This window comes from Providencia sp. 6390, assembly GCF_058148425.1.
Genome location: NZ_JBYVYL010000001.1, coordinates 335043 through 347484 on the forward strand (window position 1 = coordinate 335043; position 12442 = coordinate 347484).

Genomic DNA, 12442 nt, shown 5'->3' on the forward strand with positions numbered 1-12442 from the left:
GGAGCTTATCAATGAAATGGTATCATTTTTTGATCGTCTTTCCTTTGCTGGCGCTAACGGTAGGTGTTTATTATGCCAACCGTGTGGAGCCATTTGTCATGGGTTTGCCGTTTTTAATGTTTTGGATTGTTGCTTGGGTGGTGATTAGCGCATTGATTATGTTGCTAATTAACGTATTAGATTCTAAACATAGTAAGGAAGAACAATGAGCTCAGCACTGGTTGTGATTACGCTGTTTTTCCTCTTTAGTATTTATCTTGCACTTCGTGCCAAAAAAGGCAAAACCATGGATCACGAAGGGTGGTCGGTTGGTGGTCGCAGTTATGGCGCATTATTAGTCTTTTTACTCAGTGCAGGTGAGATCTATACTACTTTCACCTTTTTAGGGGGAAGTGGTTGGGCGTATGGAAAAGGACCCGCAATTCTTTATACCTTAGCCGTCAACGCATTTATGGGGATCTTTTTATATTGGGTACACCCACGAGTTTGGCGATTTGCTAAAGAAAATGACATCAGAACTATTTCTGATTTTTTTGGTGCGAAATATCAGAGTCAAGGCTTAGCACTGCTCGTGAGCTTAATTTCTATTGCGGCGATGGTGCCTTTATTTGTATTACAACTTAAAGGATTGGGAATTATTGTTTCTCAAGCTTCTTATGGTGCGATCCCTGCGGATATGGCAATTTGGATAGGGATCATTGCTGTTACGCTGTTTGTGATGATTTCAGGTATACATGGCTCTGCGTGGACTTCCGCTTTAAAAGATTTGATGATCTTACTGGTGGTGCTATTTATCGGTATTTATATTCCATTACACTATTATGGTAGCTTTGGTGATATGTTCCGTGCGATCGATACGGCGAGTCCTGGGTTTTTAACTTTTTCAGATAAAGGGCTGAACATTCCTTGGTATATTTCCACCATTTTCTTATCGGTAGTTGCCTATTTTTGCTGGCCACATTATATGGCAGCAGTATTTACAGCAAAAAATGAGAAATCATTGAAACGAAATAGTATTTTAATTCCTGCTTATAGCTTGATTATGCTATTTGCATTCTTTGTTGGTTACGCCGCAATATTGCAAATTCCTCATCTTGATGGTTCGCAAGTCGACATATCGTTATTTGAAATATCTAAGGCGACTTTTTCACCTGTGATTGTGGGGTTAATTGGTGCAGCAGGGATGTTAACCGCTTTAGTGCCGGGGTCGATGTTGTTATTAACAACATCGAATATGTTAGCGGGTGTGGTACAAAAAACGCTCAATGTCAGTGAGGAAAAGCGTCAATCAGGTATTTATGCACGCTTTATGGTACCGTTGGTGGCTTTGGTTAGTTTGTATTTTATTTTTCACAGTAACGATACCTTGGTGGCAATAATGTTACTCGGCGTGAATATTGTTGCACAGTTTTTCCCAGCGTTATTGATGAGTTTTAGAAAACATAATCCAATGTCTGCGGCTGGAGCGATTACGGGTATTATTGCTGGCGTTGTTTTCCTTGCCGTTACTTATATTGAACACATCTCATTATCACAACTTTTTCCTTGGTTAAGCGAAGGGCTTGAGTTTATGAATATTGGTATCGCAGCATTTGTATTAAATATACTTGTTGCTACGGTTGTCTCTTTATTCACAGGTAAAAGTAATAAATAAAATATTGGTTAAATACAAAAGCTAGGGGATGTTTCTTCTAGCTTTTTTTATAAATATAATTTCCCCGCCAACGTAAATAATCATAAATTGATGCCCCCACTGCCCGATATAGGTGTAAATACCTATTAATACGGATTACTATCTAACTTAAGTCGAATATTTTAACTCATTGAAATATATTAATTTAAAAATAATATACTTGATTGGTATGTTATTTGCGTAGCAAATTTTTCATGAAGAAAAATGAAGGTTAATGATATGTGAAAACGATCACGGAATATATTTTTTATAAATACTAATTTTGAAATGCATGATTCACTTGGTGTGGGTCTAAATTTCAACATGACAGGGCTAGTTATTTGTACTTAATTATCCATTGATCTGGTGAGTTATTGAATTTTATCTACAACACCGTGATAGCAGCGTATTACACAACATCATTAGATAGATAAAAACAAATTTTAAACTATCTAAGTGCGACTACTTATGAAACGTATTATTCATATAATTATAATGGATACAAAAAATGACTAATTTAATGCGTAAATTTGGGTTCTCATCCCATACGGTTGTTCAATTGCTCTTTATCACTGCAAATGCCCAATTACTTTATGCTTTTTGGGATCTGCGTAATTCTCTACCGCTAGGGTTTCCTGTTGCAATGGGTATTTCAGATGCGCAAGCAGGGCAGCTATATTCAATGCAAGGCTTGGTTATTTTACTCGGTACGATAGGGCTAGGTTGGATAGGTGATCGCTTTAAAGTCCGTAATATTATGTTTCTTACTACACTCGGGGTTGGCTGTATTTCGTTATTCATTGCATTAAACTCACCGGGTTTAAGCATGCCAACATTGTTGCTGTGTTTTTTCTTTATGCTGTTACTGAGTGAGGTTTTGTTTAAACCTGCTAACTTTAAAGCGGTTAGTTTGTCGACGACCAAAGAACATCAAGGTGTTGCATTTGGTATGTTTGAATTTGGGCGTGGTTTATTGGCATTTTTACTCAGTTTAGTTTGGGCAGCGATGGTTTATTTTGAAGCCTCTAGCCGTATTATGATGATAACGGCATCGGTGATTGTATTAGCTACCGCTATTTTTATTTTTCTTGCCGTTTCTAAAGATGCACGGGTTGGTGATGATACTGAGAGTGCGAGCTCTGTTAAAGAGGCAGTTTCAGGGGTTTTCAAAGTGATTAAATTGCCAATTGTGTGGATCACTGGGTTAAACGTATTTTGTATTTATGGAACGTTTGTAGCGGCAGGCACCTATTTTGCTCGTTTCTTACAGGCTGGTTATGGAACATCCGCGACAGTTGCAGCAATATTTGCTTCTGTTGTTATTGCGCTACGGATGTTGCCATTACTTTCAACGTTATTAGTCACCTTAGCATTTAAATCAACCGCGCACTTTATGCGTTTTATGTCATTTTTATTAGCGATTTTACTCGCGACGATCAGTGTACTTTTCTATATGAATCCAGCCGCTGTGGCTGATTTTTTACCGGGACAGGCACCAGAAGATATCGTGACGCCAGTTATACGCAATAGCATCATGATACTTATGCTGTGTGCTTCTGCATGCTGTTTTATGATCCGTGGTGTTTATTATGCACCGATTGGTGAATCTAACATTGACAAGAAAAATGCTTCAGCGGCAATGTCACTGGCGATCACCATTGGCTATCTTCCTGCTTTGTTAGCGCCTTTAGTGCTAGGTAAAATCATTTTTAGTCCACAATTAGATGAACATGGAAAAATCATTCGTGAAGTGCTCACACCAACAACGATTATCAGTCATGTATTTGTTGGTTTATCAATCTTAACCTTAATCGCGGCGCTACTATCTTGGAAATTAATTAAGATGAAAAAAGCGGCGGCACAATAATAGTGATTATCCGGAGGGAAACCTTCGGATAATTTATTGATAATCAGCAGCAGAGTCATGCTCTATGATAAATAACAAACTACCTTGTTGGCTAAAATATATTAGTGATAACCGGTCAATTACTGAGTTGAGCATACCGGGCACTCATGATGCCATGACAGCTCTATGTGACAGTGACTATTATAAAACTCAACATCTATCATTAGTTGAACAACTGAATATTGGTGTGCGCTTTTTTGATTTAAGGATCACTAGAGACTTGGTCGCAGCACATCGTGAGTGGATCAGCGATATCTCTGCACAAGCTATTTTCGAACAGTTACAGCAATTTTTAGCTCAAAATCCATCAGAGTTTGTGCTGGTTCGTATTCAAAATGCCAATGAAAAGAAAGATGATTTCGAACAGTATAAATCAGCGATCCAAACCTTTATTGCTGACTACCTTGATCATCTCTATCTACCAAAATTCAATGATGATGGGGAGCACTATATTTGGCCAACATTAGGTGAGGTAAGAGGCAAAATTATTGCGATTGAATGTGCAGCACCGACATGGCAAGTATCTTCATTAGATGAGCTCACATGGGCCTATAATTGGCATGAAAATGATAACATAGTATTGCAGGATAATTGGAATGGGCCAGATGTTGAAGAGAAAATAAAAGACATTAAAGCCTTGTTATTACCAATACAGCATTACGACCATAAATTAATCCTTAATCATATCAGTGCAACCAATGGCAAATTAGAAAATCCAGTGGGTTATGCTAATATTATTAATCCAATTATTGCTAATAAATTGACGGTGTTGGAAAAAAATAGTGGAAAAGGTGTACTTATCTACGATTTTATTGATGATGATTTAGCCATCAAAACTATCCAAACCAATGAATTTGATTATTGTTAATTGATATATAAAAAAGCCAACTGTTACAGTTGGCTTTTTGCTAATAAATACTTAATTGTAGTAATTAAGCATTTTCATTCTGTGCTGCTTGAATTGCTGTCAAAGCAACGGTGTAAACAATATCATCAACCAACGCACCGCGAGACAGGTCGTTTACAGGTTTACGCATACCTTGCAGCATAGGACCGATAGAAACCAAGTCCGCTGAACGTTGAACCGCTTTATAAGTGGTGTTACCTGTATTTAGGTCAGGGAAGATGAATACTGTTGCTTTACCTGCTACTGGTGAGTTTGGTGCTTTTGATTTAGCAACGTCAGCCATTACTGCAGCATCATACTGAAGTGGGCCGTCAATCATCAGGTCAGGGCGTTTTTCTTGTGCCAGACGTGTTGCTTCACGTACCTTCTCAACATCACTACCTGCGCCTGAATTACCTGTAGAGTAAGAGATCATCGCAACGCGTGGATCAATACCAAAGGCTTTGGCTGAATCGGCAGATTGGATAGCGATTTCAGACAGTTGTTCTGCTGTTGGATCTGGGTTGATTGCACAGTCACCGTAAACAAAGACTTGTTCAGGCAATAGCATAAAGAACACAGAAGAAACCAGTGAGCTACCCGGTGCAGTTTTGATTAACTGTAACGGTGGGCGAATGGTGTTTGCAGTGGTGTGTACTGCGCCAGAAACTAGGCCATCAACTTCGCCTTTTTCTAACATCAATGTACCAAGAACCACGTTATCTTCAAGCTGTTCACGTGCGACAACTTCAGTCATACCCTTGCTTTTACGTAATTCAACAAGGCGAGCAACATACTCTTCACGTACTTTCAGTGGGTCGACAATTTCAATACCTGCACCCAACTCGATACCTTGAGCTGATGCGACACGGCGAATGTCTTCTGGGTTACCCAGTAGAACACATGTTGCGATACCACGCTCAGCACAGATAGACGCTGCTTTAACAGTACGTGGTTCATCGCCTTCAGGCAGAACAATACGTTTGCCCGCTTTACGTGCTAATTCAGTCAATTGATAACGGAACGCAGGAGGAGACAGGCGGTTTGGACGCTCTGAGTCAGCAACTAAAGACTCAATCCATGAACTGCTGATATGACGTGCAACGTAGTTTTGAATTTTTTCAATACGTTCATGGTCATCTGCTGGAACTTCTAAGCTAAAGCTTTGCAGGTTCAAAGAAGTCTGCCATGTATTGCTTTTCACCATGAAGACTGGCAAACCTGTTTCAAAGGCTTGTTCGCATAATTGACGAATTGGTGCGTCAATATGGTAGCCACCCGTTAACAACACGGCGCCAATTTCAACGCCATTCATGGCTGCTAAAGAAGCTGAAACCAATACGTCAGGGCGATCTGCGGAGGTCACCAGCAGTGAGCCCGGACGGAAGTGTTCTAACATGTGAGGAATACTACGAGCACAGAAAGTGACTGATTTAACACGGCGAGTTTTGATTTCACCTTCGTTAACCACTTCTGCATTCAAGTGTTTTGCCATATCGATGGCACGAGTTGCAATCAGGTCAAAGTTCCAAGGAATCGATGCCAGCACTGGTAGGCTCAGGCACTCTAATTCTTTTGGCGTGATATTGGCGATGGTTGCTTTTGTTGAGTCATCAAAAATTTCAGACAGGTCAGGGCGTGTACGGCCTTGCTCATCAACGGGTGCGTTAACTTTATTAACGATCACACCAATGATGTTTTTATTGCGTGGGCCACCAAACTCGTTACGCACTAATTCTAAACGCTCTTTCATTTGCGTGATAGTGCTGTTACCTGGAGCCGTAACGAAAACAATTTCAGCGCCTAATGTTTTAGCGATGTCATAGTTCAGTGATTGGGCAAAAGAATGCTTACGTGTTGGCACTAAACCTTCGATCAGAACCACTTCAGCATTTTTTGTTTGCTCATGGTAACGAGCAACAATTTCTTCCATCAATACGTCTTTTTTTGAAGAGGTCAGTAATGACTCAACATATTCCATTTCTAATGGTTCGACGATAGAGGTGATGCTTGAATGAGAACGTAAAACTTCAGTTGTTTGGTCTTTATGACCTGAAATACGTGGCTGAGCGATAGGCTTAAACACACTCAATTGAACACCTTTTTGTTCCATTGAGCGAACGACACCTAAACTGACGCTGGTTAAACCAACGCTAGTGCCGGTAGGAATTAACATAATTGTACGAGACACGGGAACCTCTCTCTAATTATAAAACAGTACCGCCAGCGTTGAGCTGGCGGTATCGAAACCTTAAGCGGTTAAGCGAGCAGAGTCTTGGGCAATCACTAACTCTTCGTTAGTTGGGATAACTAGCGCTGGACGGCTGCTATCGGTAGTGATTAGACCTTCTTTACCAAAACGTGCCGCTAAATTGCGTTCGTGATCGTATTCAAAGCCTAATAGAGCCAGTTTTTTCAGTGTCAGTTCACGTACGTGAGCTGAATTTTCACCAATACCACCAGTGAAGATCACTGCGTCAAGACGACCTTCCATCAGTGCGCTGTATGCACCAACGTATTTCGCTAAACGGTGGCAGAAGACGTCCATTGCACGTTTTGCATCTGCTTTAGTATCGTAGTTATCTTCAACATAGCGGCAATCACTGGTCACGCCAGTTAAGCCAAGTAGACCTGACTCTTTAGTCAGCATCTTATTGATTTGATCTACGCTCATACCTAGAGAGTCATGCAGATGGAAAATAATCGCCGGATCGATATCGCCACTACGAGTACCCATCACCAGACCTTCTAGTGGAGTCAGACCCATAGAAGTATCAACACATTGACCATTAACAATCGCAGTCACTGAGCCACCGTTGCCAAGATGGCAAGTGATGACATTTAACTCTTCAACAGGTTTGTTTAATTTTTTCGCTGCTTCACGTGATACATAGAAGTGGCTAGTTCCATGAGCGCCGTAACGACGAATGCTATGCTCTTCATATAATTCATATGGCAGCGCGTATAGATAAGCTTCTTCAGGCATAGTTTGGTGGAATGCGGTATCGAATACGGCAACATTTTTACCAACTAAATGAGGGAATGCTTTTCTTGCTTCCTCGATACCAATCAAGTGAGCTGGGTTATGCAGCGGTGCAAATGGGATGGCTGCTTTGATACCTTCAACCACGTCATCATTAATCAATACAGATGAAGTGAATTTCTCACCACCGTGAACAATACGATGACCGATAGAAGTGATTTGTGCAGACAACTCAGGTTTTGCTGCTAAGATCGTGTTAACAATGAAATTCAGCGCTTCACTGTGTGCAGCACCTGCGCCTAATTCAGCTTCATGCTTAGCGCCATCCATTTTCCACTTAATACGGGCTTCCGGCAGATTAAAGCACTCAGCTAAACCAGATAAATATTCATCGCCATTAGATGGATCGATGATGGCGAATTTCAGTGAGGAGCTACCGCAGTTTAGAACCAGTACCAGCTTACTTGACATGGAAATACCTATTGTTAATTGTTGTTGTGAAGCCTTTAAGATGCAAAGTTGCCTAAAAAGACTTTGTAAAAATTTAGTGAGCTAGAGCCTAGCGCATTTAGTGCCCGAATTTCATGATTGAGGTCATTTATTCATCATACTTCAAACCATTTAAAACTTATCGGGCGTATAACAAGAGGCCGTAATACGTGTTTATCTTATTGACTAAGCACATTAGTTAATGCATTCAGCCACCGGTGTTGAAATAACACGCACGAACCCCAATATAACTGTTGAGCTATTGATAACCTAAAATAGGTTAGCAAAATTCGACCGCAATACTAAATGCGGCTAATTCTACTAAAAATATTTTATATTTTGTATGTTTTTTTTATAAATAGAGGCTTTGATTGATTGAAATCATAAGCGCCCTATAAAATACGCATTTTATGCAAAATTACCTATCCATCAGAATAGCTGATTTCGACAAAAATGAGCATTTTTGTGGCAAAAATAATTTAAGATTATCTATCGGTACAAGCAATAGTCATTACTGATATACTCGTTGTACTTCAAGTTGCAGGGCTTTCGTTTAAGTATAAGTGACTACACTACGCTAACCGAGTCACAGTGTTTATCTATGTTCCTCGACTCTCTTCGCTTGTCATCTGCCTGCACCTCGAATTATTTAGAGTATAAAATGGTGTATGATAGCAATGAAGCACAGATTTAATAGGAAGGTATCCATGAGTACATTACAAAACTCACCGCCAGGTTTTTTCAAACGATTTAGGCTGGGGAACCTGTACCTAAAAACATTTCCCATGGAGAAAAAACTGTCTCCAATATTCCCCGAATTACGCATGATCAAAGCCACGCGCTTTGGTATCCGCTTTATGCCACCTATCGCTATTTTTACATTGGCTTGGCAAATTGCTCTTGGTGGTCAACTAGGCCCCGCGGTTGCAACGGCTCTGTTTGCCTGTAGTTTACCAATGCAAGGGCTATGGTGGCTAGGTAAACGAGCAGCAACGCCATTGCCAGCCAGTTTGCTCAGTTGGTTTTATGAAATACGCGACAAATTTACCCAAGCAGGTATTGCAATGGCACCTGTTGAACATCAACCTGACTACTTAGCTTTAGCACAGTTGTTGCAACGTGCATTTAAGCAACTAGACAAGTCTTTTATTGAAGATATCTGAATTAAAAGTTCGATTTAACAACAAGTAACGCAAAAAGGTTGTTTAGATCAATAAAAGTGATGTTTTCACTGTCCATCATGAATGTTGAGTGCGAAGATGAGCTATAAATTTTCCGAGGAGAACCATGATGGAAATGACCAATGCACAACGCCTGATTTTATCCAATCAATACAAAATGATGACGATGCTAGATCCTGAAAACTCAGATCGCTATCGTCGTTTGCAAACCATTATTGAGCGTGGTTTTGGCTTACAAATGCGTGAGCTTGATAGAGACTTTGGCGAATTAAGCGAAAGCACTTGCCGCACCGTGATTGATATCATGGAGATGTATCATGCACTGCAAGTGTCTTATAGCAATATGAGTGATCCACAAGGTATTGATGGACGCCGTGTACAGTTCCTTGGTTTTGATGCAGCAACAGAGGCTCGTTACTTGAGTTATGTGCGTTTTATGGTCAATACCGAAGGGCGTTATACGCACTTTGATAGCGGCACTCATGGTTTTAATTCTCAAACACCGATGTGGGACAAATATGTCCGGATGCTTGGTATTTGGCGTGCTTGCCCTCGTCAATACCATTTATCTGCGGTAGAAATTAATCAGGTTATTAATGCATAAATGCGTTTCTAAGGGGTAAATGTGGAGTTAAAAGCAAAAGGTTTTCTGTTTGATCTCGATGGTACGTTAGCCGATTCATTAGCCGTAGTAGAACGTTGCTGGTGTTTATTTGGTGAGGAAATAGGGGTTTCTCCTGAAGAAATCATTAGTTATATCCATGGAAAACCTGCGCTGACTAGTTTGCGCCACTTTATGCCTGAAGCCAGCGAAGACGAAATAATGTCTCGTTTTCGCTGGTTAGAAAAGATGGAAGCTTCCGATATGGAAGGTGTGGTTGCGTTACCCGGAGCAGTGGCTTTATTAACACGTTTAGATGAGCTTGGCGTGCCTTGGGCGATTGTTACGTCAGGGACAGTACCTATCGCTCATGGGCGGCAAAAAGCCTCGGGCTTACCTGAACCAAAACACTGGGTCACTTTTGAAAAGGTCTCAAAAGGTAAGCCTGATCCAGAACCTTTCTTATTAGGGGCGAAATCCCTCGATTTAGATCCAAAAGACTGTATTGCCTTCGAAGATGCTCAAGCAGGCATTTATTCAGCGCTTGATGCGGGCTGTCAAGTTGTTGCGGTACATGCACCAGAGAGTATGCCAAGAAGACAACAAATTGATGCAATTATCAGCTCATTAACGCAAATTACGGTTACGGGACCAGACAAAAATGGTGTTTTTACACTCCATGTATCAAAAAATGTCTAACAGCGATTAAATCAAAGTAATCCTCCGTAAAACATGGTTAACTAAAGGAATTGCTAACACTGTTTTTTTCGTCGAAAGGGGAAATTTTGAACGGAGAATTGCTGTGGGTGTTAACCCTCTTATTGATCGCGATAGTGTTGTTCACCACAAACAAAATCCGGATGGATGTGGTGGCATTATTAGTGATTGTCGCGTTTGTGCTAAGCGATACACTCTCTTTAGAGCAAGCAACGGCGGGTTTTGCTGATCCCAACGTATTGTTGATCGCCGCCTTGTTTGTGATTGGTGATGGTTTAGTGCGAACGGGTATTGCCTATCAGATGGGTGACTGGCTGGTTCGTGTAGCGGGTAGTAGTGAAAGCAAAATGTTAGTGTTTTTAATGCTAACAGTTGCTGGGCTAGGTGCTTTTATGAGCTCCACTGGCGTGGTCGCTATCTTTATCCCAGTTGTACTTAGTGTTGCTGGGCGTATGAAAATCTCCCCGAGTCGTTTAATGATGCCATTAGGGTTTGCTGGCCTGATCAGTGGCATGATGACATTAGTAGCAACACCACCCAACATGGTGGTAAACAGTGAGTTAGTACGAGAAGGCATCAAAGGTTTCCAATTCTTTTCAATTACCCCAATTGGTATTGTGATCTTATTAGCGGGCATTGCTTATATGTGGGTTGCCCGCCATTGGTTAGGCAGTAGCGAGCCTGATAAATTACCTGAGCGCTATCAGCGAACTTTCCGTGATTTAATTCGTGATTATAAATTAGCGGGTAGGGCGCGTCGTTTAGCTATTCGTAAAGGCTCACCACTAATTGGTCATTCCCTCGATGAGTTACATTTGCGTTCACGCTATGAAGCTAACGTGGTTGGTATCGAACGTTGGCGTAAGTTTCGACGTGTGATGGTGAGTGCAACAGGCGGAACTGAATTAAGAGAACAAGATGTTTTGCTGGTGGATATTGCCGTAAGTGATGATGAGTTACGCCAGTTTTGTTTTGAACAAAAACTTGAGCCGATGATCTTACGAGGCGATTATTTTTCTGATCAGTCACGTGATGTAGGAATGGCTGAAGTTTCAATGAACCCTGACTCAGAGCTATTGGGGAAAAGTCTCCGTGATATTAAGTTCCGTACCCGTTATGGTTTAAACGTGGTGGGTATTCGCCGTGATGGCAAAGCAATCAGTGGTAAGCTAGTCGATGAACCACTGCGCCTTGGCGATATTTTGTTAGTCATTGGTGACTGGAAACTCATTCGTATTCTTTCAACCAAACCACGTAATTTTATTGTATTAAATCTCGCAGCAGAAGTTGAAGCAGTCGCGCCAGCATCATCTCAAGCTCCACATGCATTATTTTGTTTAGCGTTAATGGTAGCCATGATGGTAACCAATGAAATTCCCAATTTTATTGCAGCTCTGATTGCCTGCTTATTAATGGGGAAATTTCGTTGTATAGATATGGAGAGCGCCTATAAGTCAATTCACTGGCCAAGTATTATTTTGATTGTTGGGATGATGCCATTTGCGATTGCTTTGCAAGAAACGGGTGGTATTGCACTGGCGGTTGATGCGCTAATGAAAATTGCGGGTGGGTTAGGACCACATGTTATGTTGTTGTGCTTATTTATACTTTGTGCATCAATTGGATTATTTATTTCTAATACGGCAACGGCTGTTTTAATGGCCCCGATTGCAATTGCTGCAGCTCGTCAAATGGAAGTTTCACCATTACCTTTTGCGATGATTGTCGGTATTGCAGCATCAGCAGCTTTTATGACACCGGTTTCTTCCCCGGTCAATACATTAGTGCTTGGCCCAGGTGGATATAAATTTGGTGATTTTGTGAAAATTGGTGTGCCTTTTACAATAGTTGTTATGATTATCAGTATATTAATTGTTCCTATTTTATTTCCTTTCTAAATTGTTTTTATAAAAAATGACTGGTTAATTTATTTAGCCAGTCATGATAATTTTATTTTTATCATTCTATGATGTTAATTATGATATCAAATCTGAAGTTATCCGCTAT

The 12442-nt window shown here is 40.7% G+C and carries 10 protein-coding genes; 8 read left to right on the top strand and 2 right to left on the bottom strand.

Annotated elements, in window-relative coordinates; all coding sequences use genetic code 11:
- Window positions 1-11: 11 nt before the first annotated feature.
- The 4 genes from AC3Z9T_RS01630 (at window position 12) to AC3Z9T_RS01645 (ending at window position 4446) form a co-directional block, all read left to right on the top strand.
- A complete protein-coding gene (locus AC3Z9T_RS01630) occupies window positions 12-209 on the top strand; it encodes a DUF3311 domain-containing protein (protein WP_490124467.1) in 198 nt (65 codons plus the stop codon).
- Window positions 206-1654, top strand: coding sequence for a sodium:solute symporter family protein (locus tag AC3Z9T_RS01635; protein WP_490124468.1), 1449 nt, complete (start codon window positions 206-208; stop codon window positions 1652-1654). The genes AC3Z9T_RS01630 and AC3Z9T_RS01635 overlap by 4 nt, the downstream gene beginning before the upstream one ends.
- Before the next feature lie 526 nt (window positions 1655-2180).
- Complete coding sequence (locus AC3Z9T_RS01640) at window positions 2181-3539, top strand: MFS transporter (RefSeq protein ID WP_490124469.1); 1359 nt, start codon at window positions 2181-2183, stop codon at window positions 3537-3539.
- 64 nt (window positions 3540-3603) lie between these two features.
- Complete coding sequence (locus AC3Z9T_RS01645; protein ID WP_490124470.1) at window positions 3604-4446, top strand: phosphatidylinositol-specific phospholipase C domain-containing protein; 843 nt, start codon at window positions 3604-3606, stop codon at window positions 4444-4446.
- Window positions 4447-4510: 64 nt separating this feature from the next.
- Here the strand turns inward: AC3Z9T_RS01645 and pta are convergent, their stop codons facing one another.
- Window positions 4511-6640: a phosphate acetyltransferase gene (gene pta, locus AC3Z9T_RS01650; protein WP_490125126.1), complete on the bottom strand. Its 2130-nt coding sequence runs from the start codon at window positions 6638-6640 to the stop codon at window positions 4511-4513.
- Window positions 6641-6715: 75 nt separating this feature from the next.
- Window positions 6716-7918, bottom strand: coding sequence for an acetate kinase (ackA, locus tag AC3Z9T_RS01655; RefSeq protein WP_490124471.1), 1203 nt, complete (start codon window positions 7916-7918; stop codon window positions 6716-6718).
- A gap of 725 nt (window positions 7919-8643) precedes the next feature.
- Here ackA and yfbV point away from each other — a divergent pair.
- From yfbV to AC3Z9T_RS01675, 4 genes are all read left to right on the top strand, one after another.
- A complete protein-coding gene (gene yfbV / locus AC3Z9T_RS01660) occupies window positions 8644-9099 on the top strand; it encodes a terminus macrodomain insulation protein YfbV (RefSeq protein ID WP_490124472.1) in 456 nt (151 codons plus the stop codon).
- A 127-nt stretch (window positions 9100-9226) separates the two neighbouring features.
- The gene (locus AC3Z9T_RS01665) at window positions 9227-9721 is read left to right on the top strand and encodes a YfbU family protein (protein ID WP_490125127.1); all 495 of its coding nucleotides are present in this window, start codon (window positions 9227-9229) and stop codon (window positions 9719-9721) included.
- 21 nt (window positions 9722-9742) lie between these two features.
- Window positions 9743-10417 carry a sugar phosphatase gene (locus AC3Z9T_RS01670; protein ID WP_490124473.1) on the top strand — a complete coding sequence of 225 codons (675 nt, stop codon included), beginning with the start codon at window positions 9743-9745 and terminating at the stop codon, window positions 10415-10417.
- An 86-nt stretch (window positions 10418-10503) separates the two neighbouring features.
- Window positions 10504-12333 (top strand): SLC13 family permease, encoded by a 1830-nt coding sequence (locus tag AC3Z9T_RS01675; protein ID WP_490124474.1) that lies wholly within the window; start codon window positions 10504-10506, stop codon window positions 12331-12333.
- The last annotated feature ends 109 nt before the right edge of the window (window positions 12334-12442 follow it).